The organism is Acidihalobacter yilgarnensis (assembly GCF_001753245.1).
GTDB classification, from domain to species: Bacteria; Pseudomonadota; Gammaproteobacteria; order DSM-5130; family Acidihalobacteraceae; genus Acidihalobacter; species Acidihalobacter yilgarnensis.
The window spans coordinates 1,881,936-1,903,709 of sequence record NZ_CP017415.1; the positions used below are offsets into that span (position 1 = coordinate 1,881,936).

The window sequence follows — 21,774 nt, forward strand, 5'->3', positions numbered from 1 at the left end:
ACGGATGGGTGCTTTGGCTCGAAATTCAGCAAACCGCATTGAAGCAATTAGACGAACTCCGCACCCGATAAGGGTTGCAGGATTCATTCCCGTGTGAGCGGGTCCAGGTGCCGTATCTCGGCCTGGCCCGGGTCAGCGCTTTGCGGTTACGCGAGTGTTCAACTTCGTCGACTTCACCATGCTTGTGTATTCGTTGATAGGGGTGAGAATCGTTGCACCCGTCATCGGTTCGCCCACGCGCGTAGCAGCCGGGCACCAAAACGTGGGGGCCGCGTGCGCAGATAGGCTTCTCCTGCCATCTTGATCGCCTCGCCTTGCGTAGGATGCGCATGAACCACCGTGGCCAGTGTGCCCAAACCGATTCCGGCCACCATCGCCAGTGAAATGCCGTTGATCATTTCGCCAGCATGCCGGGCGACGATCGTGGCTCCAAGAATGGTATCTGTCCCTTCCCGGACGTGAATTTTCACAAATCCATTTTCTTCGCCATCGGTGATGGCGCGGTCGTTATCATGCATCGGGACCGTGAAGGTTTTCACTGGAATATTGCGTTCGCGCGCCTGTCGCACCGACATGCCAACGTGGGCGATTTCCGGGTCGGTGTAGGTGCACCATGGAATAGTCAAGCCACTCATGCGCTTGCGCCCAAAGAACAAGGCGTTTTGAACTGCGAGGCATGCCGATGCCTCGGCCATATTGCTGTATTTGTGTTCCAGGCAAACATCCCCAGCGGCGTAAATACGTGAATTGCTGGTGCGCAGAAAATCATCGACATGGACCCCTGTTTCCGGGTTGTAAACCACGCAGGCGGCTTCCAGCCTGAGTGCCCGCACTGCCGGCATGTGACCGATTCCAGTCAAAATTTCGTCGACATCGACGATGGTGACTTGACCGTCATTGACCAGTTCGACGCGTTTGCAGCCTCGTTCCATGCGGGCGCTGACGGCATCGCTATTCAGGTGGATCTCAACGCCATCACGTGCCAGCGCGTCAGACATCATCTGCGCCGCATCACGCTCTTCCTTCGGCAAAAACAAGGGGGCATTGTGGGCAATGATGGTTCTCACACCCAAGCGACTGAATGCCTGCGCCAATTCGCAGCCCAGCGGGCCGCCACCGATGACCAGTAGGCTGCGCGGCGTCGCCGTCAGGTTGAAGACCGATTCGTTGGTCAGGTAACCCACCTCAGTCAGACCCGGGATTTCGGGCACGATGGACCTCGATCCCGTAGCGATCAGCGCCTTCTTGAAGCGCAAACGCACGCCGTCGACTTCGATCGCATCAGCGCCGACAAAGTGTGCGGTGCCGAAATACAGATCAATGCCTTCAGCGCTCAGCCTGGTGGCTGAGTCCTCGCGGCTGATGCGGGCACGGATGCGTCGCAACCGCTCCATGGCCATCTGAAAATCAACCTCGACTGTCCGCGGCGGGACAGCGCCATAGTTTGGGGCGTCGCGCATGTCGGCATACAAACTCGCGGTTTGAATCATCGCCTTTGAAGGCACGCAACCGTAACTCAGCGAGCCGCCACCCAACCGGTGGCGTTCGATCAACGCCACTTTCACGCCAAGCGCTGCTGCGGTGCGTGCGGCGGCCATGCCACCCGGCCCGGCGCCGATGATGAGCAGGTGATAAACGCTGGGCGGCGTCGGGTTGACCCAGTCGGCTGGGCTGGTGTTAGCCAGAAGCGCTTGCTCGTGAGGATCTGCGTCCAGGTCTGTGCCCGCGCTCGTGAGGGGCGACGAGGTCATTTGCATGGCTGCATCGGCGTGGCGATCACAGCCACCCGCCCTTGAATCCGGCACGCCGTAAGCCGGTCTGGAGGATTTTGGACTGTCGGCCCAATTGCCATAAAAGACCGCTACGGTAGTTTTCAATCATCAACACGGTCATCCCCTGGTCCAGCCCAAACTCGCCTTCGGAGATCCAGCAGGCATCACCTGCGGCGTTAAAACTCGCGTTGATACCGCTGGCATGCAAAGCCACGCCCTCATGAGGGGTGTCTACGTGATAGAGATTGCGCATGGCGGGCAGCACAATTTCAGGTGCAAAAGCCAGCGATGCCATAATCGATGTACCCGCGATGGTGCCATCGTCAGGTCCGTACGGAACACCCCGCGCGGCATAGCCGAAAAACCGTTGCTGCTGTCCCCTGATGAGCCGCGGTTCTGCGCTCGGTCCTTCGCCCGCAGAAAGGCCCCAGCAGTCGTCTGCATAGCCCATGAAGGTGTGCGGATTGCGAATGGCGTATTCGCGCTGCACATAGGTGGCACGGCGGCTGTTCTCGAAATAGTCGGATCGCTTCTCGCGCATGAAGCGGTCGCGGATGCCGCGAAAGTCGATCCACACATGGGAGAACTGATGAATGAACAGTGGCCCCGCATAGAGAAAATCGTAGCCGTAGAGGTTCTCCCATTGATAGGTCACCGTCCACGCCTCAAAGCTTGCCGCTGTGAACGGATGCGTTGGCGAACCCAGGCCCAAGACATACAGTAGGATGGCTTCGCTATAGCCCTCCCAACCATAGTGCAAGAAGCCGCATTCAGGCTTCCAGCCTTGGGCGACGGTTTCGCCCTGGTATTGTGCCCAGCGCCAATCCACTCTGAGGTACAAACGCTCGGCCAGTTCGCGCAGTTCCAACTCGGCGGGGGTGCTGGCATCAAAGTAAGTGGCGGCGGTGAGCATTCCGGCGATCAACAAGGCGGTGTCAATTAGCGACAGTTCGGACTGCCAGACACGGACGCCGGTTTCCATGTCGAGAAAATGAAAGTAAAAGCCTTGATAGCCGGTGGCTTCAGGACTTCCCGACTGGTCGCTATGCCAGAAGAATCGCATACTGCTCAGGCAAGCTTGCACGGCAACGTCGCGTTCGATCCAGCCATGCTCGACAGCGACCGGATAAGACGAAAGCGCAAAGCCAACCACAGCAATGCTGGCGGGCGAACCCTGCCGCGTGGTGTCGGCGACCAAACCGTTTCGTGGGTTGCTTGCCTTTGGGAAATAGTTGAAGGCGACCTGTTGCAGGCTATCGAGCATGGCCGCATCGGCGTGTTTCATGGCCTCCGCCGCGATCGTCGAGTCAAGCTGGATTGACGTTTGCTTCATCCCCTTGCCAGCAGATTTGTTGGGGTCGACATCGGACCGGATCTTGGCGTGAATCATTCGGTTTGGCTGGTTACTGCTGTGGCCCCCGGAGCCGCTGGCGCAATGGCGGCATCCACAATTTTTTGCGCCTCCGTGAGAATGCGCTGCAAGTGCTCTGGACCCTGGGTACTCTCGGCATAGATTTTGTAAATATCTTCCGTGCCGGATGGTCGCGCTGCAAACCAGCCGCTGCTGGCCACAACCTTGATGCCGCCAATGGGTGCGTCGTTGCCAGGCGCCTTGTTGAGGACACCCTCGATTTTTTCTCCGGCCAGTTCGGTTGAAGCGATCTGTTGCGGTGTCAATGCGGCCAACTGCTTTTTCTGCAGCGCTGTGGCTGGCGCCTCCACGCGGTCAGCCAGCGGAGGAACGCCGAAAGTTTTGGCCAATGCCTCGTACAGGGCGCCAGGATCGTGGCCAGTACGCGCGGTGATTTCGGCGGAAAGCAGCGCCGCCGTCAGGCCGTCTTTGTCCGTGGTCCAGACTGTGCCATCGCGGCGCAAAAATGCAGCGCCCGCACTTTCTTCACCACCGAAACCCAACGAGCCGTCCAACAAGCCTTTGGAGAACCATTTGAACCCGACCGGCACTTCGACCAGAGCCCGGCCCAGGCGGGCCGTGATCTGGTCGATCAGACGCGTGCTGACAACGGTCTTGCCAACGGCAGCACGCGCGCTCCATTGCGGCCGGTGGCGAAATAGGTAATCGATCGCGACCGAAAGATAGTGATTCGGCATGAGCAAGCCAGCAGCGGGCGTGACGATGCCGTGACGGTCGTGGTCGGTATCGCAGGCAAATGAGATGTCGAAGCGGTCTTTCATCTCAAGTAAGCGCTGCATCGCGTATTTCGACGACGGGTCCATGCGAATCTGCCCGTCCCAGTCCAGCGTCATGAAGCGAAAGGTCGGGTCCACGATCTCGCTGACCACTTGCAAATCGAGTTTGTAGTGCTCCGCAATACGAGCCCAGTAGTGCACGCCTGCGCCGCCCAGTGGATCGACGCCCATGCGGATCTTGGCGCTGCGAATCATGTCCATATCCACCACGCTGCCAAGATCGCCGACATAGGCGGAGAGGAAATCATACCGGTGCGTGGTCGTTGCGCGGAGAGCCTTGGCGTACGGCATGCGCTTCACGCCATCGAGATTATTTTCGAGAAAGTGGTTGGCCGTGACGCCAATCCAATCGGTGATGTCCTGGTCGGCGGGGCCGCCATTGGGCGGGTTGTATTTGAAGCCGCCATCACCTGGCGGGTTGTGCGACGGCGTCACCACAATGCCATCGGCCAGCCCTGTGCTGCGGCCACGGTTGTGGGTCAGGATGGCATGCGAAATGGCTGGCGTCGGCGTGTATTCATCGTTCAAGGCCAGCATCACCTCGACGCCATTGGCCGCCAGAACCTCCAGCGCGCTTGCGTATGCTGGTTCTGACAACGCATGCGTGTCGATGCCCATGAACAGTGGCCCGTCAATGCTATGCGCCTTACGGTATTGGCAGATGGCCTGCGTGATGGAATGCACATGCGCTTCGTTGAACGAAGCGTCGAAGGCCGAACCACGGTGCCCCGAAGTACCGAAGGCAACGCGCTGCGCTGCGACCGTCGGGTCGGGAATATTGACGTAATATGCGGTCACGAGCTTGGCCACATCGACCAGCGATTCGACAGGCACTGGCTTGCCCGCAAGCGGGCTGATCTGGGTACTCATGGCTGTGTTCCCGACATGGCCGATGATTGGCGCTTCAGTTGCTGCCTGGCAGCTGCCACGACGTGCGCAACGTCAAAACCAAAATGCGCTTCGGCGACCTTGCCCGGCGCTGACAAGCCAAACGTACGCATGCCGAGAATGGCCCCGCGTTGCCCTGCATAGCGCTCCCAGCCCAGCGGCGACGCGGCCTCGACCGAGACACGCGCCGTCACCGCTGGCGGTAACACGCTGTCGCGGTAGGCCTCGGATTCAGCCTCGAACAGCTCCCACGATGGCATGCTGACGACGCGGGCCTGGATGCCGTCACGCATCAGTTGTTCCCGCGCGGCAACGCACAACGCCACTTCGCTGCCCGTCGCCAGCAGCAGGACGTCCGGTTTGCCATCCGCCGCGTCGGCTAGCACATAGGCACCTCGCGCGAGGCCTGCGGCACTGGCGTAGTGGCTGCGATCGAGTGTGGGGAGCGCCTGGCGTGTCAGCACCAGGCTGACCGGACGGTCCGTCATCCGCATGATGACCTTCCACGCCTCCACCACTTCATTCGCGTCGGCCGGACGCAACAGCACCATGCCGGGCATCGCCCGAAACGAGGCCAGTTGCTCGACGGGTTGGTGCGTCGGCCCGTCTTCGCCCATGCTGATGGAGTCGTGCGTCCAGATGTAGATCACCGGAAGCCCCATCATCGCGCTAAGTCGGATGGCGCCCCGGCAGTAGTCTGTAAAGACAAAGAAGCTGGCAGCGAAGGCGCGCAGTTTCGACAAGGACAGACCGTTGGCCACGGCGCACATAGCATGTTCGCGAACGCCGAAATGGAGGTTGCGCCCGGCATAGGAATGCGCCGTTTCTTCATGTTCGGCAGGCGGCTCAAAGTCGCCTGCAAAATCAAAGCTCAGATGGGTTTTGGTCGATGGTGACAAATCAGCCGCGCCACCAAGTAGCCAGGGCATATGCGCGGCAAGCGCATTGAGCACCTTGCCCGAAGCGTCTCGCGTGGCGATACCCTTCGGATCAGCCGCGAAACTCGGCAGTGAACTGTCCAACTCGTCGGGTAAGGCACGCTGCTGCATGCGCTCGATTTGCAACGCAAGATCTGGATACTGACTCCGATACGCGTTGAATAACGTCGCCCAATCGGCATGGAGACTGGCGCCTCGCGCGCCGAATTGCGCGCTGAAGTGCTCGGTCACACCATTAGGAACCGCAAATTGCACGTCTGGGTCGAAGCCGAAAAACTCTTTGACAAGCCGTACCTCTGCGTCGCCAAGCGCTTCGCCGTGGGCCTCCTTGGTATCTTGCTTGTGCGGCGAGCCGTAACCAATATGGCTTTGCACGATGATCATCGTTGGCCGGTCTTCGGTGTCGATGAAACGCTGCAAACTGTGCGTCAATGCCTCAAGGTCGTTGGCGTCGGCCACGTGTATAACCTGCCAGCCGTAGGCCTCGAAACGCGCGCCAACGTCCTCTGTGAAGGTGATGGCGGTCGAGCCCTCGATGCTGATGTGGTTGTCGTCGTAGATCCAGCACAAATTGGCGAGCTTCAAATGACCGGCGAGTGATGCCGCTTCGCTGCTGACGCCTTCCATCATGTCGCCGTCCCCGCACAAGGCATACACGTTGTGGTCAAACAGCGCAAAGCCGGGGCGATTGTAGGTCGCCGCGAGCCAAGCCGAGGCGATTGCCATGCCGACGCTGGTGGCCGCGCCCTGCCCCAGCGGCCCGGTCGTGGTTTCGACGCCGGCAGCATCTCCGAATTCCGGGTGACCGGTGCAGCAACTTCCCGCTTGGCGAAAGTGCTGTAACGCGTCCAGAGTGACGGCCTGCCCTTGCGATGCGGTGCCCGTCTCGCTGCCGGACGCGGTCTGCGGCTTCACGCCACACAGAAACAAAAGGCTGTAGAGCAAAGCCGATGCATGGCCCGATGAGAGCACGAAGCGGTCGCGGTTCGGCCAGTCGGGTGCGTTCGGGTCGTAGCGCAGAAAAAGCTGCCACAGACAGTAGGCTGCTGGGGCCGCATCCAGGGGTGTACCGGGGTGGCCGGAGTTTGCCTTTTGCACGGCGTCGATGGAGAGCGTACGCAGCGTGTTGATGCAGAGCTGGTCGAGCTGCGCTGCATCCTTCGTCTCGTCGCCATCACCGGAGTGAACACGCTTCATACGCTGGCTCATGATGCTGCGCCTGACTTGGCGCTGGCGACTCGCGCCAGGCGCCCTCGCTCGAAAACATCAACCCACTCGCGCAGGCGCCCGGCAATTTGTGTTACCGCCGCCGCACGCGTTAGGGTCTTCTTGCGATAAGCGGAGACGGCATCCCAAAAGCTGGTGCGACCCACGGCGAAACCAATGAACCCAGGCACACTTGCAGCTGTCGCAAGCCAACTGCGCACGCTGGCTTCGTCCGCACCGCGGCCAAGCACGATGCAGCTGACCCCGCTGCGCCCACCCCGCCGAACCGCTGCGACCATCCGGACGCAATCGTCGCGTTCGGCAAGTCCCTCAATCTTCCACAGGTCGGGCTCAATCCCTGCATCTTGTAAGGCATGAATCGCTTCGACCATGAGTTGCGGGCGCATCGTCAGGTCATAGGCTGCGCGGTCGCCCTTGAGCCCGGCCAGTTGTTGCGCGGTTGCTGGCACCAACAGTTCGAACATGAAGCAACGCCCACTGGTCTTGCAAACATCGGACAGTTGTTTCAGGCGTTCCGCTTGGCGCAGGTTCAACGCAGGGTCACCCTCGGGGTTGTAGCGCACCAGCACCTTGGCAAACGTCGGATCGAAGACTTCGATATGCTGGGCGAAGTCTTCGCCATATTCGAACTTGAACTCATCCGAGCCACTACTCTCGATGGACAATGCCGTGATGAAGCCGCGCTGGTGCGCATCTCGCAAAATGGCACTGCCAAATTCTTCGTCGACCAGGATGCCAGCCGCATCGCGGGGCACACCCGCCTCAAGTGCCCGCTGGAAGCCTTCATAAATGAGCTGCTTGCTGTCGCAGACGTCTGCGTGCTGCTCTGCGGTCAGCGGTGGCTTGAAGTGAAACATGCCGGTGATATAGGAATGCCGGTGGTCGAATGGCAGTAGATACAGTGCCTGGTCGTCGCCTGTATTCATGATGGCTCCTTGCGTTGGCCTTGGTAACGCCGCATGAGGGTGTTGGTTGAGCTATCGTGAGTCAGCGGCGCGTCGCTGGTGTCGGCCAACTCCGTCACGATGCGCTGCGCCAGAACCTTGCCCAGCTCGACACCCCACTGGTCGAACGAATCGATATTCCAGATGACGCCTTGCGTGAAGACGCTGTGTTCGTACAACGCCACCAAGGCGCCGAGTGCATAGGGTGTCAACCGCTCGGCCAGCAAGGTATTGCTCGGGCGGTTGCCCTTGCATACGCGTTGCGCAACCCGTGCTTCGTCCACACTTTCGGTCATCAGCGCCTGTGCCGTTTTGCCAAACGCCAGGGCCTCGCTCTGCGCAAACAGATTGGCCATCAGTAAGTCGTGCTGATCAGCAAGTGGATTTTGGCTGCGGGAAAAGCCGATGAAATCACACGCGACCAGTCGGGTGCCCTGATGCAGCAGCTGGAAAAACGAGTGCTGGCCATTGGTCCCCGGTTCTCCCCAAACAATGGGCGAGGTAGAAGCACTCACGGCTTGCCCCGTGGCCGTGACATGCTTGCCATTGCTTTCCATCGTCAACTGTTGCAGATAAGCAGGAAAGCGTTTGAGATCATGGGCGTAGGGCAGCACGGCCAGCGTCTCTGCGCCAAGAAAATTGTTGTTCCAAATGGCCAGCAAACCCATCAGAACGGGCATATTGCGGGCCAGTGGTGTGCTGTGAAAATGTTCGTCCATGGCGCGAAAGCCAGCCAGCATGGCGCGAAAATGCTCGGGCCCGACTGCAATCATGGTGATAAGCCCGATGGCGGAATCCATCGAGTAGCGACCCCCAACCCAGTCCCATAGCGCAAACATGTGAGCGGGATCGATGCCAAACGCGGCAACCGCTTCGGTGTTGGTCGATACGGCGACGAAATGGCTGGCAATGGCGCGCTCATCCCCGAGTTGCGCCAAGCTCCAGGCGCGCGCGGCGCGCGCGTTGGTCAGTGTGTCGATGGTGTGGAAACTCTTGGAGCAGACGATGAAGAGGGTTTCGGCGGCCTCCAGGCCACGCGTGGCTTCGACCAGGTCGTTGGGATCGATATTGGAGACAAAGCCCAAGTGCAAACCGGCCTGGCTGTAGTGGCGCAAGGCTTCGTAAGCCATCACCGGGCCGAGTTCGGAGCCGCCAATGCCGATGTTGATCACATTGCGGATAGGCTTACCGGTGTGGCCCCGCCATTCGCCGCTGCGAATACGTTCCGCAAAATCCGCCATACGGTCGAGTACGGCGTGGACTTGGGGCACGACGTTGACACCCTCCACGACGATATTCACATCCGCCGGCGCGCGCAGCGCAGTATGCAACGCGGCGCGTTTTTCGGTCGTGTTGATCGGGTCACCACGGAACATGGCGTCCCTGCGCTCGCGCAGGCCACAGTGCTCAGCCAGATCAACCAGCAATGTGAGTGTTTCGTCGGTGATCCGGTTTTTGGAAAAGTCCAAATAAAGCCCCGCCGCTTCGACCTGCAGGCGTTCTCCGCGCTGGGGATCATCGGCGAAAAACTGGCGCAGGTGCCGCGCACTCATGCTGCGGTGATGATCGACAAGTGCCTGCCACGCGGGAAGTTGAATCAGTGGTAGTGTCGATGGGTTCGGCAAGCGGGACGATGCGGAAGATTCTGTGCGAATCATGACGCGCTGCTCCTCGCAAGATGCGCTGCTTTGGTGCCGATCGCTTGCAAGAGTTGACGCCACGACGCGACAAACGCCTCAGCACCTTCACGCTGCAGGCGCTCGGCCAGGACATCAATGTCGATGCCCTGGCGGTCGAAGTCCGCAAGCACGGCGCCTGCCTCGCCTCCATCCATTGGCAGCACCTGCTTGGCTTGGCCGTGGTCGGCAAAGGCGAGTAATGTTTTTTCTGGAATGGTATTGATGGTATGCGGTGCGGCCAACGCCTCGACATACAAGGTGTCAGACGCCTGCGGGTCTTTCGTGCCGGTGCTGGCCCACAGCACGCGCTGTGCGCTGGCGCCAGCCGCAGCCAGCGCCTGCCAACGGGACGACGCGAGTAAGTCGCAATAGGCCTGGTAGGTCTGCATGGCCACAGCAATGCCGAGACGATTGCGCGATTGCGGTGAAACGGTGTCTTTCACCGCAACATCCCAACGGCTGATGAAAAGCGATGCGACCGAGCCGACATTCGCATCGAGCCCGGCCTCGATGCGCCGCTCGATGCCGCGCAAATAGGCCTTGGCCGCAGCCAGGTATTGTTTGCACGAAAACAGCAGCGTGACATTCACGGGAACGCCGGCAAAGATAGACGCTTCAATCGCCACCAAGCCTTCGGTGGTGCCCGGAATTTTGATGAACAGGTTGGGCCGATTGGCACGCGCATGCAGTTCTGCCGCTTCCTTGAGGGTTTTCGCGGCGTCATGGGCCAGCAGTGGAGACACCTCCAGCGAGACCCAGCCATCCACCCCGGCGCTGGCGTCGAAGGTGGGGCGGAATAAATCGGCCGCCTGGCTCAGGTCTTCCAGCGCCAAATCGAAAAACAGGCTTTCGTCCGATTTGTCATTGTCCGACTGACTGCGAATTGCGGCGTCGTAGGCGGTGGAGTGTCCGATGGCATGCTCGAAAATGGTTGGGTTCGAGGTCAGGCCCGTCACCTGTAAATCGCGTATATAGCCGGCCAGGATGCCGCTGGTGAGTAGCTCCCGCGTAATATTGTCGAGCCAAATGCTTTGGCCGAGATCGTGCAACTTTTGGGTCGAGTTCATGGCGATTCCTGTGTTGAACGACGGGCTGATTTTTGCCCCAGCAACGTGGGGAAATCGATGGCCAGCAAATCACCGATACAATCGATGCTGATGTCGGCCTGCGGATAATGGGCGATGTTCTCCGGGTCGGTAGCGTAATGGCCCTGGCGTGCAAACACGGTTGTCAGGCGCACTCCCAAGCTTTGCTTCATGGCGGCAAGAATGCGGAGCTTGTCGTCCACCATCACATAGTGATGCGCCGGGAAGCGTTGCTGCATCTGGTGAAGCATGCGTTCTTTGTGGAGATAGATCAGCACGCGGCCATCGACAGCGCGCCACAAGCCCGAGCGCTGCACTTTGCGCGGCTGAAACACAACGTCGCCATCGGTCAGCACCACCGTCGTGCCGAATGTTTGGAGTCGCTCGATGACATCTAGCGCGCCGGCATAGAGCCGGTCGGCGAATGGATAGTCGATGAGAAACGTGGACATTTCGAGCAGCCGCGGATCGCTCAGCGCGTCGCTTAGCTCATCCATGCGGTAACGCTGCAAGGCACCCAGGTAATCTGCATAACCCAATTCGCTGCGCAATTGCTCGAAGCATGCCCAGTAGCGTTCAGCGCTGGCATGACCGAAGGCACGTTCCAGGTGCTGCCTGAGATCAAGGATGACACGGTCGTTGTCGAGTAACGTGTTGTCCACGTCCAGCAAAAAAACGATATCCTGCGTCATAGCGTCACCGCACCACTTCTGGGTTATGCCAGCCACCGTCGGCGACAATCAGGCGGTCGGCCTCCTCCGGCCCCCAACTGCCAGTAGGGTAGGAAATGGCACTCGGGTGTTTGGAGAGCACCGGCTCAACCACCGCCCAGGCGGCTTCTACGGTTTCTTCACTGGTAAACAAGGCGTTGTCGCCAAACATGGCGTCGGTGAGCAGGCGCTCGTACGGCGTTTCTTCGCCATCGCCATCTTCTGCCAAGGTCAGTTCACGTTGATCGCCCTCATAGCCCTTGCCAGGGCGTTTGACGCGCGCAGCCAGTGCGATCATCGATGTGGGCGATAGCTGGAAGCGCAGGTAATTGGCCTGCACACCGCTTGCCACGGCGTCCGCGAACAGCGACTGCGAAGGCGGTTGCAATCGAACGAGCACCTCGCAGCTGGTCACGGGTAGTTGCTTGCCAGCCCGCAAATACCAGGGCACGCCCGCCCAGCGTTTGGAGTTGATATGCAGGCGCATCGCGCAATAGGTTTCAACATCCGAATCTTTCGCGACCTGCGGCTCATCGCGATAACCCACGTACTGGCCGCGGACCAAGTCGGCGGGGTGCAAGGGACGCATCGCTTTGAATATTTTCAGCTTTTCGCTGTTGACGGCCGCGAAATCGCGTCTCGTCGGTGGCTCCATCGCCAGCAGGGCTGCAATCTGGAAGAGGTGGTTCTGGATGACGTCGCGTAGGCAACCGGCACTCTCGTAAAACTTGCCACGTCCCAGTACGCCGAAAACCTCGGCAAGGGTGATTTGCACACTGGCCACATGCTGGCGGTTCCAGATGGGTTCGAGAAAGGCATTGGCGAAGCGAAAATAAAGAATGTTCATGATCGCGCCCTTGCCCAGGAAGTGATCAATACGGAAGATGGCCTCGCTGGGAAAGGCGTCGGACGCGACACGGTTGAGTTCGCGCGCCGAGGCCAAGTCGCGACCGAATGGCTTCTCGATGATGACACGCCCCTGCGCAGCCAGCCCCGCCTTGCTCAGCCCCTGTATGACAGTGGCAAACAGTGCCGGTGGAATGGCCAGATAGTGCGCGGGCCGCTGGGCGGCGCCGAGTGCCTGTTTGAGTTTCGCGTAGGTGTCCGCTTCGTTGTAATCACCACTGACATATTGAATTTGAGAGAGCAGTTGGGCCAGTGCGGGCGCATCGTCCACGGCGCCGCCGCGCTCGATGCTTTGCTGTGCATGATCGCGCAATTGCGCAAGTGTCCAGGGTGAAGAAGCCACACCGATGATGGGTCCATTCAGTACGCCGCTCTTGCGCATGGCATAGAGCGCCGGAAAAATCATTTTGTCGGCGAGATCACCGGTGGCGCCAAACACCACAAGCGCATCTGACTGCTGGTTTAAGGCGCGAGCAGGATCGTCATGCATGTCAGGACTTCGCCTTTGGTGAATCTGGATTGAGTTCGACATGACCGCCGAATTCATGCCGCATGGCGGATAGCACGCGATTGGCGAAATCGGCTTGATCGCGCGAACTGAAACGGGCGTAGAGCGCGGCACTCAGCACCGGCGCTGGCACTGCTTCATCAACGGCGGCCTGGATCGTCCAGCGACCTTCGCCGGAGTCTGAGACATGGCCCTCAAAGCTGCTCAAGGCAGGGTCGGCGGCCAACGCCGTGGCGGTGAGATCAAGCAGCCACGATCCAATCACACTGCCCCGTCGCCAGACTTCGGTGATCTCGGGCAAGTTCATGTCGAACTGGTACATGGCCGGATCGCGCAGCGGGGTGGTTTCGGCATTGACGGCGTCGGTCTGTTTCCCCACGTTGGCATTGCGCAAAATATTCAGCCCTTCGGCATACGCGGCCATGATCCCGTACTCAATGCCGTTGTGAACCATCTTGACGAAATGCCCCGCACCATGCGGCCCGCAGTGCAAATAGCCCTGGTCGGCGCTGCCCGCATCTGCGCTGCGCCCAGGCGTCGGCACGGCGGTGCCAGCGCCAGGGGCCAGGGCGGCGAACAAGGGATCAAGGTGTTTGACGGTCGCTGCCTCTCCCCCAATCATCAGACAATAACCGCGCTCCAAACCGGCGACGCCGCCACTGGTGCCGACGTCGACATAGTGCAGACCCAGCGCATGCAATGTGCTCGCGCGGCGGATGTCGTCACGGTAGTAGGAGTTACCGCCGTCGATGACGATGTCGTGTTTGTCGAGCAACGGGGTCAGCTCTGCCAGCGTGTCGTCAACCACGGCTGCGGGCACCATCAGCCAGATGGTCCGCGGCTTTGCCAGCGCCTTGACCAACTGTGGCAGAGTCTTTGCACCCTCAGCGCCCTCCCCCTCCAGTGACGCAATAGCGGCTGCCTGTGTGTCGTGGACGACGCAGTTGTGGCCCGCACGCATCAGCCGGCGCGTCATGTTGGCACCCATGCGTCCCAGTCCTATCATGCCGATTTGCATCGTGATGCTCCTTGTTTAGTGGGGTTCTTGTCGCGTTGAACATTGCACGCTGACACGGTGTTCCAGGCCATCATCAAGCAATGCGAGGACGGCTCCGGGTCGATCAACCCCGTCGATGGACCACCTGGGCTCGCCTTCGATCGCAGCCGATTTCTGCACCGTGATGTGATAGGTGGTTTTCAGGTAGCGGTAATGCACCTGGAATGAAGTCCAGTTTTGCGGCATGCAGGGAATGAAGCGAAGCTGGTCGCCCACGCGTTTCAGACCGAGCAGCGATTCGAGGATGAAGCGGTACATCCAACCGGCCGAACCCGTGTACCAAGTCCAGCCGCCACGCCCGATGTGGGGTGCGTAGGCGTAGACATCGGAGGCCATGACATAGGGCTCTGTTTTGTAGACCGCAATGGCTTCTGGCGAGTTGGCATGCTGAATTGGATTGAGCATGTCGAACAGCTCCCAGGCCCGCTCGGCATCACCAAGCGCAGCGAACGCCATGGCCGTCCAGACGGCACCATGGGTGTACTGGCCACCGTTCTCACGCACTCCGCTGACATAGCCTTGGATGTATCCGGGACTCGGATCAGAGTGATTGAAGGGCGGGGCCAGCAGCTGGATCAATGCGGCGTCGCGGCGCACGAGACGGGTATCGACAGCGTGCATGGCGCAACGTCCGCGCGTTGTTTCCGCTGCGCCAGACAACACGGCCCAGCTCTGCGCGATGGAGTCGATCTGACATTCGGTATTGCTCGACGTGCCCAGCGGTGAACCGTCATCGAACCAACCACGGCGGTACCAGTCTCCGTCCCAGCCGTGTTGTTCGATCGCGTTGCGCAGACGCGTGGCCTCGCTTGCGCAACGGTTGGCGAATTCGGTATCACCGCGTTGCCGTGCCACATCACCAAACTGCGAGAGCACGGTGTGCAGGAAGAAGCCGAGCCAGACACTTTCGCCTTTTCCACCCACGCCCACCAGATTCATGCCATCGTTCCAGTCACCCGAGCCCATGAGCGGCAAGCCATGCTCGCCAAAGCGCAAGCCATGCTCAATGGCGCGCACGCAATGCGTGTACAGACTTGCCTTTTGCTCGGATTTTGTGGGCAATGCGTAGTCGGACACCGCATCAGGCTTGAGAACCGCACCGCCGATGAAGGGCACAATGACATCCAGCACACCATGGTCACCCGTGACTTCGACATAACGGCATGTCGCCAGTGGGAGCCAAAGGGCATCATCCGAGCAGCGCGTGCGGATGCCGCGGCCTCCCGGAGGATGCCACCAGTGCTGAACATCGCCTTCGGGAAACTGTCGGGACGCACTGCGCAGCAAGTGCTCGCGCACCAAGTCCGGAGTGGCATGAACCAAGGCCATCACGTCCTGCAATTGATCGCGAAAACCGAAGGCGCCACTGGACTGATAAAACGCGGTGCGCGCCCAGAGCCGGCAAGCAAGCACCTGATAGACCAGCCAGCCGTTGGCCAGGACATCCAGCGCAGGGTCGGATGTTTCCACCTGCACGACGCCAAGCGTCTGCGTCCAGTACCGCGTCACCGCATCGAGCGCCTCTTGCGCTGCGGTGGCTCCACGCCAACGCTGCACAAAACTGCTGACAGCTGCGTTATTCTCGGCCGCGCCGAGTCGGAAAATAAGTTCGCAGGCTTCCCCCGCCGCCAATGTCTGCGGCACACGGATGGCCGCGCAGGGGTCGAGCGCGAAGCCGACAACTCCGCAAAGCAGCGGTTGTGACATGGCAGCGGGATGACGCAGCGTGCCGTTGGGCCCGAGAAAAGCCAGGCGGTCACCACACACCGTGGCGTTGGCGATGTCGTCAACATCCAGAAACGCAACCCGGCCCGCGAAGTCGCTGTTGTAAGGGTTGCGGGCGAATATCGCGCCGCTGCCAGCATCGATCGCTGTTCCCACAAACATGCTGGTCTTCGCGTGCTCATCGCCCAGCACCCACTCAACATAAGCCGTCACCGAGAGCCGACGAACCACGGTCGTTGTGTTGTGCAGCTTCAGCACGGCGAACTTGATCGGCGCGTCGAGGGCCACATACACGCTGAGTTCCGAGTCGATACCCTGTTCGCTGTGCTCAAACACGCTGTAGCCGAACCCGTGCCGTGTCACATAAGGTGCAGCGCCAGGCGTGGGCAGCAGCGTGGGCGACCAGAACTGGCCACTGTCCTCGTCGCGGATGTAATACGCCTCAGTATTGGCGTCCCCGACAGGATCGTTCGACCATGGGGTGAGGCGATGGGTCTGCGCGTTCTCGCTCCAGGTGTTTGCGCTACCGCTCTCCGAAATGAGACTGCCGAATGACGGATTGGCCAACACATTGATCCACGGCGCAGGCGTCATCTGCCCCGGTGTGATCGTGATCACATACTCGCGCCCATCGGGGCTGAACCCGCCCAAGCCACAGTCCATCAGCAACTCGCGCACAGGCGTCTGCACGGGGAGCGCTGCAGGCGCCTGTAGTAAGGACTTCGTCGCGTTGTCGGCGTTGCCCGCATGGCGATCTGCAGCCGTTGGCGACGGATCTTGAGTCGCACGTCGGCTGGCGAGTTGCTGTGGCAAGGAGCCTTCGTCATCGTGCATCACGATGCGCGATGCCGTTTGCAGAAGAATGCGATCCGGCGGCGACATTTTGCCAGCGTCGAGCAGCCATAGCCCCCCTGGCTGATTCATCAATTCATCTGTATTGCAGGCCTGGCTCGCATTTAGGAGCAGCGCGTGCAGATCAGACAGGCTCGCGCCGTGGTCCTCGCCTTCAGTCAGAAAGAGCGCATCCACCTTCAGACCATGGCTTCGCCAATACGCATGCGCCTGCACGAATGCCTTAACCACATCAACATCGGCCGGGCATTTCACCTGCAACAGCGCGATCGGCAAATCGCCAGAAATCGAATACGCCCATAATGCCGATTGCCCCTGATTGTTGTGCGCGATGATTTCCGGGGCGGCACGCATGGATGCGTTGGCGTAAATCAGGGAGCTGGCAAGTTCCGCATACAACTGCGCGTCAACTTGGCTTGCACCCAGCCGATGCAGGGTTTCTTGCCCACGCCTTGCTGCATCCACAAGAATTTGATCAGCGGCGGCGCCACTTTGATAACGCTCAATGCTTTGCAGGCAGTCATTGCGTGTTGGCGCCACGCCGCAGAGCCAATGCACGACAACGGTTTCGCCAGGCTCAAGTTCGATCGGATAACGAATCGACACGGCAGCATCAAGCACCGAGCCGGAGCGTCCGGAGAGCGTTGCGCCAGGGTCCATGGCTTGTGGATGGCCCACAGTCCGTCCACGTCCGATAAAATCTGCGCGATCCGTGTTGTAAGACAGATCTCCCAACGCCGGTTTCGATGCCTGCAGCAGGTGAAATGCCGAGGCTGGTTGGTCCTTGGCACCGCTCACCCGGCGGGTGCATAAAATGGCCTGCTGTGCGGGCAATATCTCCGTTTCCACAAACAGCTTTTCAAATGCGGGGTGTGTGGAATCGGCAGCATTCGACGTCAGCACGATTTCCGCATAACTCGTGAGCTCAATCGCTCTCTTATCGGACGATTGATTAGTAATTCTAATTATGCGGAGTTCGACGTTATCGACCGGTGAGATCGCGACTTCCGTTTCAACGCATATGCCGTAATCAAGACGGCGAATAACCGCAAGCCCTTCCGAGAACTCTGTTTCGTAGATATCTCCCAGTTTCAAAGTCGGCTGATATGTCGTCGACCAGACCTGTCCACTCGCGAGATCGCGAATATAGCAAAACGATCCCCAGTTATTGCAGGTCGCATCGTCACGCCAACGAGTAACCGCAATATCCTTCCAGCGGCTGTAACCACCACCCGCGCTTGTGAGCATGATGTGGGATTCATCACTCGACAACAAATGCACGTCAGGGCACAAATAACTCAAGTTGCGGCATGAATCTGCCTTGACGATCCGAAAGTTTCTCATTGACTACCTCTGCATGGTTTCAGTGAGCATTCCGGAAAAGCGTGCGCTGAGGCCTCGAATCTTGTTGACGTTGTTCCTTGGCCGCACCGTTTAAAAATAAGGACTGTCAACCAAATCGATTCATCGTGCCTGGATTGGTTTTTTTCATCCAAAGCGCCCTAGATTGGCGGAACGCCGAGATGAGACATCTGATCATCAGTAAATTACGGCAGAACATTTCATGGAACAGTACGCTACCGCACGTAAGAGATATTTATTCTTGATTAGGGCAACGCTGAATATAAGCAGTAACAATCAATCGACCTTCAAATCTGATCGATTTTGCCTCTGGCCAGACAGATGGATCCTGGTTTTCTGAACTGAAGGTATTCACTACTTTCGTACCTGGGGGCGAGTTCTTGGCCCTCGACGGGCCATCAGGCGAGTACTTGGGTTCACGACAGGCACAGGTTTACTAACCCGTGAGCCGCGAAACTACGGTTGGCATTCTTGTCCAAATCTCGGTGACGCGCCGGGTCGAGATTGCCGAATTTGCCATACTCAATCCATCTTGCTGACTAGATCATCGACCTTCGGTGCGTAATAGACGTTCTGCAGGATTCGCTGGTCTCTCTATCCCAAAATCTTGGCCGAATCCATCACGCCGAACTTCTTCGCCAGGCGTGATAGCCTCGCGTTACGTAACGTGAGCGTGCGAATAATCGATATCCACCTTTTACGGAACAAGCACATCAATTTGCCGAGACGACAAGCCCAATACGGTGTTGTCGTCGGTTTAACCGGTGGATGGCCACATCTGATCGATGAGTCCCAGCGCGCGCTTCGATAGGGATACGTCCCGGAGCGGCCATTCTTGGTCATAGGGAGATGGGCATGCGCCCTTCCCAATAGACGGCCACGTCAATCCAGCGAGATCACCAGCCTGTATCACTGTCTCGATAGCGATTAGCCGCTCAATTCCGTCCGTAGAAAGCCTATTATTGCGAGCCAATGGGGTCGCCAGCTTGCGCACTCTAGTCAGCGGATTCTCTTTTGCCCAAGCCCCTTCACGCAAACCAATGCTGAAGGCGTTGCTCAGGAAGTTCCATTCGCGCAGAACGGTTCCTGGCGAGACCTGTTTCAGGCGCCGGTCGCGCCAGGCAGCCAGGTCGGACGGGGTAATGTTACGCAACATGATCCTGGCCAGCGGATCATCCTGGCAGTTGGCAATCAACTGCAGGTTTTCCCAAGGTGCGCCACGCTTGTCGGGCGTCACCTCATCTTGCTAGCAGCACAGCAGGTCTCCGACGGTCTTATCGGCAGGGATTCGCCCTATCGCCGTATCGTCGAGTTCGACCTCCATCCGCAGTGCCTAGGCCTAGGCTTGGGCTTGGAATTCAGAATTCGCGTATTGACACTGCCTTGGCCGATATATCAATACAAAGCCATTATTTCTACAGATTTGGCGGAAGAGGTGGGATTCGAACCCACGAACGGTTACCCGTTGCCGGTTTTCAAGACCGGTGCCTTCAACCGCTCGGCCACTCTTCCGGGTTTATCTCGCTTGCTGATGGCCTTGCGGCGGATGTCTCATCTTCGATGGAGAGCCGAACCGCTGTGGCGCGGCGCCAAGGATACCCGAACTGGTTTGCCAGGCACAGTGGGGTTATTCTCGCGATCCGTGCCCACCGACCGGCTGCATTGCCTCAATACTCGTACTCTCACCGTGAATCCACCGCTTGATCCACCATCTCCCCCGATCACCGAGCTGCCCGATGACTTCTGGGTAGGTGCCGCTGACGGTACCGACCCGAATGCGCTTCGACGGGTCGCCACGCGCTTCGGCATCACGCCTGCCTCGGCGCCACACGTCTCCAGCTACGGAATCTGGCTGGATGAACTCGGTTGGGCGTTACATGCACCCATCGCACTTGGGTTTACGCCACTGCGTCTGGATTTTTCGGCCGGCGCGACCGGATTGCGATTGCGGCAAGCCGGGCGTCGACAGCCGCTGGGGCGCGCAATCGGCCTCAAGCCAGGCATACGATTGCACGTCGTCGACGCCACCGCAGGCTTGGGTCGCGACGGCGCGGTGCTCGCGCAGCTCGGCTGCGAGGTGACGATGATCGAACGCTCGCCGGTGATGGCGCTATTGCTGCGCGACGGCTGGGATCGTACCGCTCCGGCGGAGGCGCACACCCGCGTGAGCGTGTATTGCGACGATGCCCGCCATGCGCTGGATCAGCTCGCGAGCCTGCCGGATGCCGTGTATCTCGATCCGATGTACCCACATCGCGACAAATCGGCGCTGGTCAAGAAGGAGATGCGCGTGATCCGCGATCTCGTCGGCGACGATCCAGATGCCGGGGAGCTCCTGCTGGCGGCGCTCGATTGCGGCGCACGACGCGTCGTGGTGAAGCGCCCTCGCGGCGCGCCGACGTTGCCGGGGCCGGCCCCGTTGCGACATATCGAAGGGCCGAACACGCGATACGACATCTACGCCCCACACGATTCCGCTGTGACTCAGCGCCCGATCACTAACACCCCATCGCCATCGAAGCGATAAGGCGGAACGGTCAGATTGCGCTGCGCATCCTGGCCGGCATACACACGACCGGCAACGTCGTAACGCGTACCGCCACAGCTATCGCGCAGATCCACGGGCGCCGACATTTTTACATCCAGCGCAAGGGCACACCCATAGGTCGTGCCGTAGTCGTAGGCGACGAACCAATCCGGGCGCAAGCTACGCAGCCGATTACGCAACGCCGGCGGCAATCCGTCGCGAGTCGACCGCGGATCATACAGACGCGCCGCCGACATCGTACGCAAAGCCGCGAGCATGGCCGGCGTGCGATGAAGGATGAATATCCGACGACCGGCCCACTTCACTACCTTGTAAGTGCCAGGTGGGATTTCGCGTAGTTCGATGCGCACAACGGCCTCCTCACCATCGGGCGTTCCAAACAATGAGGCCGTCATCACGTAGACACCGGCGCCCAGCAGGGCTGCGAACATCAGTTTGAGGGCGACGCGCAGATACAAGCGTCGCCGTTGATTGGTGTAGGATCGCTCCCATTCACTCATCAGGCAGGATCTCACGCATGTCAGGACGCCCACAGAAACGCACCTACATCGGCATCGATCAGGACAAATTCGGTGGCATGACCCCAACCGGCGCGATCGTCAAAGATGCCTGGATTTTCGGCCTACTGCAGGAAACCGAAGATACCTGCGCGGGCTGGGATGCCGGGCGGATGCAAATACTCTACGACAAGACCAGCGAGTTGTGGGCCCAGTATCACTATCGCGTCGAAGCGTTGCCGGAAGACATCCGGGCACGCCACGAGCGCATCCACCGCGAGGCGATGGCGCGCGCGCGCGCGCTAGGCTGGGCGCCCGACTCCATGATCGAGGAGGACGAGTCCTAGGCGGCTCAGTCGCGTAGATTTTCGAACTGCAGCGGCCGACCCCAGTCGCCAGCACGCAACAATGCCATGACTTGCTGAAGATCATCCCGATTTTTGCCGGTGACGCGCAACTTGTCACCCTGGATCGCCGCCTGCACCTTGAGCTTGCTGTCTTTGACGGATTTGACCATACGCTTGGCGGTGTCGGTATCGATGCCCTGCTTCACCTCGACGAGCAATGTCGCGCGGCGGCCGGTTTCGGTCAGCTTGCCGCGCTCGATGCAACGCACGTCGATGCCGCGCTTGGCGATTTTCTTGAGCAGAATGTCCATCATCTGTTCGATCTGAAACTCGCTCTGTGCTTCCAGCTGCAGACCGCCTTCGTCGCCGGCTTGTTCGACCTGGGCCTCGGCGCCCTTAAAATCGTAGCGAGTATCGATCTCGCGGTTGGCCTGATCGACGGCATTGGCGAGTTCGTGCTGATCGACCTCGGAGACCACATCAAAACTGGGCATTTCGTTTCACCTGAATTATCCAAACCC

Annotated in this window: 16 protein-coding genes and 1 tRNA gene; 2 read left to right on the plus strand and 15 right to left on the minus strand. The window is 59.6% G+C overall.

From position 1 onward, the window contains the following. Nucleotides 1–221: 221 nt before the first annotated feature. The 13 genes from BI364_RS08975 to BI364_RS09035 all read right to left on the minus strand — a co-directional run bounded on the left by BI364_RS08975 (nucleotide 222) and on the right by BI364_RS09035 (nucleotide 19,373). Nucleotides 222–1,757 carry a mercuric reductase gene (locus BI364_RS08975; RefSeq protein ID WP_207644987.1) on the minus strand — a complete coding sequence of 512 codons (1,536 nt, stop codon included), beginning with the start codon at nucleotides 1,755–1,757 and terminating at the stop codon, nucleotides 222–224. A gap of 19 nt (nucleotides 1,758–1,776) precedes the next feature. Further along, nucleotides 1,777–3,162 (minus strand): glucoamylase family protein, encoded by a 1,386-nt coding sequence (locus tag BI364_RS08980; protein WP_233279473.1) that lies wholly within the window; start codon nucleotides 3,160–3,162, stop codon nucleotides 1,777–1,779. Beyond that, on the minus strand, nucleotides 3,159–4,850 hold the full coding sequence (gene pgm / locus BI364_RS08985) for a phosphoglucomutase (alpha-D-glucose-1,6-bisphosphate-dependent) (protein WP_070078452.1): 1,692 nt from the start codon (nucleotides 4,848–4,850) through the stop codon (nucleotides 3,159–3,161). The genes BI364_RS08980 and pgm overlap by 4 nt, the downstream gene beginning before the upstream one ends. Next, nucleotides 4,847–7,015, minus strand: a complete 2,169-nt coding sequence (tkt, locus tag BI364_RS08990; RefSeq protein ID WP_083251281.1) for a transketolase — start codon at nucleotides 7,013–7,015, stop codon at nucleotides 4,847–4,849. Before tkt ends, pgm begins: the two co-directional genes overlap by 4 nt. After that, on the minus strand, nucleotides 7,012–7,959 hold the full coding sequence (locus BI364_RS08995; protein WP_070078454.1) for a 2-deoxy-5-keto-D-gluconate 6-phosphate aldolase domain-containing protein: 948 nt from the start codon (nucleotides 7,957–7,959) through the stop codon (nucleotides 7,012–7,014). The genes tkt and BI364_RS08995 overlap by 4 nt, the downstream gene beginning before the upstream one ends. Then, nucleotides 7,956–9,635, minus strand: a complete 1,680-nt coding sequence (pgi, locus tag BI364_RS09000) for a glucose-6-phosphate isomerase (RefSeq protein WP_070078455.1) — start codon at nucleotides 9,633–9,635, stop codon at nucleotides 7,956–7,958. Before pgi ends, BI364_RS08995 begins: the two co-directional genes overlap by 4 nt. Then, complete coding sequence (tal, locus tag BI364_RS09005; protein ID WP_070078456.1) at nucleotides 9,632–10,723, minus strand: transaldolase; 1,092 nt, start codon at nucleotides 10,721–10,723, stop codon at nucleotides 9,632–9,634. The genes pgi and tal overlap by 4 nt, the downstream gene beginning before the upstream one ends. Then, the gene (locus tag BI364_RS09010) at nucleotides 10,720–11,433 is read right to left on the minus strand and encodes an HAD family hydrolase (protein WP_070078457.1); all 714 of its coding nucleotides are present in this window, start codon (nucleotides 11,431–11,433) and stop codon (nucleotides 10,720–10,722) included. The genes tal and BI364_RS09010 overlap by 4 nt, the downstream gene beginning before the upstream one ends. Before the next feature lie 4 nt (nucleotides 11,434–11,437). Beyond that, nucleotides 11,438–12,847: a glucose-6-phosphate dehydrogenase gene (gene zwf / locus BI364_RS09015; protein WP_070078458.1), complete on the minus strand. Its 1,410-nt coding sequence runs from the start codon at nucleotides 12,845–12,847 to the stop codon at nucleotides 11,438–11,440. Between the two features lies 1 nt (nucleotide 12,848). Continuing rightward, a complete protein-coding gene (gene gnd, locus BI364_RS09020; protein WP_070078459.1) occupies nucleotides 12,849–13,883 on the minus strand; it encodes a phosphogluconate dehydrogenase (NAD(+)-dependent, decarboxylating) in 1,035 nt (344 codons plus the stop codon). 15 nt (nucleotides 13,884–13,898) lie between these two features. Next, nucleotides 13,899–17,843, minus strand: coding sequence for a GH36-type glycosyl hydrolase domain-containing protein (locus tag BI364_RS09025; protein ID WP_083251282.1), 3,945 nt, complete (start codon nucleotides 17,841–17,843; stop codon nucleotides 13,899–13,901). A gap of 775 nt (nucleotides 17,844–18,618) precedes the next feature. Continuing rightward, nucleotides 18,619–19,098 (minus strand): phage integrase, encoded by a 480-nt coding sequence (locus tag BI364_RS09030; protein WP_156782685.1) that lies wholly within the window; start codon nucleotides 19,096–19,098, stop codon nucleotides 18,619–18,621. A gap of 187 nt (nucleotides 19,099–19,285) precedes the next feature. Further along, nucleotides 19,286–19,373: transfer RNA gene (locus tag BI364_RS09035), tRNA-Ser, on the minus strand. 175 nt (nucleotides 19,374–19,548) lie between these two features. On the opposite strand from BI364_RS09035, the gene BI364_RS09040 reads away from it, so the two are divergent. Then, nucleotides 19,549–20,388, plus strand: coding sequence for a class I SAM-dependent methyltransferase (locus BI364_RS09040; RefSeq protein ID WP_070078462.1), 840 nt, complete (start codon nucleotides 19,549–19,551; stop codon nucleotides 20,386–20,388). Here the strand turns inward: BI364_RS09040 and BI364_RS09045 are convergent. After that, the gene (locus tag BI364_RS09045) at nucleotides 20,346–20,909 is read right to left on the minus strand and encodes a Rieske (2Fe-2S) protein (protein ID WP_070078463.1); all 564 of its coding nucleotides are present in this window, start codon (nucleotides 20,907–20,909) and stop codon (nucleotides 20,346–20,348) included. The two genes, BI364_RS09040 and BI364_RS09045, sit on opposite strands and share 43 nt — an antisense overlap. Before the next feature lie 17 nt (nucleotides 20,910–20,926). Here BI364_RS09045 and BI364_RS09050 point away from each other — a divergent pair, with 17 nt between their 5' ends. Further along, nucleotides 20,927–21,253, plus strand: coding sequence for a hypothetical protein (locus BI364_RS09050; protein WP_070078464.1), 327 nt, complete (start codon nucleotides 20,927–20,929; stop codon nucleotides 21,251–21,253). 5 nt (nucleotides 21,254–21,258) lie between these two features. Here BI364_RS09050 and BI364_RS09055 read toward each other — a convergent pair whose 3' ends face one another. Then, the gene (locus BI364_RS09055) at nucleotides 21,259–21,747 is read right to left on the minus strand and encodes a YajQ family cyclic di-GMP-binding protein (RefSeq protein ID WP_070078465.1); all 489 of its coding nucleotides are present in this window, start codon (nucleotides 21,745–21,747) and stop codon (nucleotides 21,259–21,261) included. Between the last annotated feature and the right edge of the window lie 27 nt (nucleotides 21,748–21,774).

Excerpts from the sequence above, each read along its gene's own strand:
- BI364_RS09055 (WP_070078465.1), bottom strand. The coding sequence starts at position 21,747 with ATGCCCAGTTTTGATGTGGTCTCCGAGGTCGATCAGCACGAACTCGCC.
- tkt (WP_083251281.1), bottom strand. The coding sequence starts at position 7,015 with ATGAGCCAGCGTATGAAGCGTGTTCACTCCGGTGATGGCGACGAGACG.
- BI364_RS09050 (WP_070078464.1), top strand. The coding sequence starts at position 20,927 with ATGTCAGGACGCCCACAGAAACGCACCTACATCGGCATCGATCAGGAC.
- pgm (WP_070078452.1), bottom strand. The coding sequence starts at position 4,850 with ATGAGTACCCAGATCAGCCCGCTTGCGGGCAAGCCAGTGCCTGTCGAA.
- BI364_RS08975 (WP_207644987.1), bottom strand. The coding sequence starts at position 1,757 with ATGCAAATGACCTCGTCGCCCCTCACGAGCGCGGGCACAGACCTGGAC.
- BI364_RS09010 (WP_070078457.1), bottom strand. The coding sequence starts at position 11,433 with ATGACGCAGGATATCGTTTTTTTGCTGGACGTGGACAACACGTTACTC.
- BI364_RS09025 (WP_083251282.1), bottom strand. The coding sequence starts at position 17,843 with ATGAGAAACTTTCGGATCGTCAAGGCAGATTCATGCCGCAACTTGAGT.
- gnd (WP_070078459.1), bottom strand. The coding sequence starts at position 13,883 with ATGCAAATCGGCATGATAGGACTGGGACGCATGGGTGCCAACATGACG.
- BI364_RS08995 (WP_070078454.1), bottom strand. The coding sequence starts at position 7,959 with ATGAATACAGGCGACGACCAGGCACTGTATCTACTGCCATTCGACCAC.
- BI364_RS08980 (WP_233279473.1), bottom strand. The coding sequence starts at position 3,162 with ATGATTCACGCCAAGATCCGGTCCGATGTCGACCCCAACAAATCTGCT.
- pgi (WP_070078455.1), bottom strand. The coding sequence starts at position 9,635 with ATGATTCGCACAGAATCTTCCGCATCGTCCCGCTTGCCGAACCCATCG.
- zwf (WP_070078458.1), bottom strand. The coding sequence starts at position 12,847 with ATGCATGACGATCCTGCTCGCGCCTTAAACCAGCAGTCAGATGCGCTT.
- BI364_RS09045 (WP_070078463.1), bottom strand. The coding sequence starts at position 20,909 with ATGAGTGAATGGGAGCGATCCTACACCAATCAACGGCGACGCTTGTAT.
- tal (WP_070078456.1), bottom strand. The coding sequence starts at position 10,723 with ATGAACTCGACCCAAAAGTTGCACGATCTCGGCCAAAGCATTTGGCTC.